This is a genomic window from Bacillus sp. SIMBA_154 (assembly GCF_046536015.1).
Lineage (GTDB): Bacteria > Bacillota > Bacilli > Bacillales > Bacillaceae > Bacillus > Bacillus pumilus_P.
This window is the reverse complement of record NZ_JAWJBV010000273.1, coordinates 1-271: the sequence shown is the minus strand read 5'-3', so window position 1 is coordinate 271 and position 271 is coordinate 1. Positions and strand designations below refer to the sequence as shown.

General features: G+C 45.0%; 1 pseudogene. It reads right to left on the bottom strand.

The features are described 5' to 3' along the window. Positions 1-47: 47 nt before the first annotated feature. Positions 48-271 (bottom strand): annotated as a pseudogene (locus tag R0K30_RS22020) (amino acid permease); the annotation flags it as partial.

The window sequence follows — 271 nt, the reverse complement described above, 5'->3', positions numbered from 1 at the left end:
CGGAATAAGGGAAGTAAGGCACATACCTCATCAGTATGTGCCTTTTTTTATGGCATGGTTTTATCCAAATGAATGTCACGGACGGATTGTTTCGGCTGTTTCTTTCTCAAAAAACGAATGAGATAGCACAGGATCATACAAGGAATTCCGCAGAAGAGGGCGATTCTTTGATTGGGATCAAATGCAAGGCCTACGCATGAAGCGAAACATAAGATCACAGCGGCGATCGGAACGAGAGGGTATAACGGTGTTCGGAAGGTCAGATCCGAGA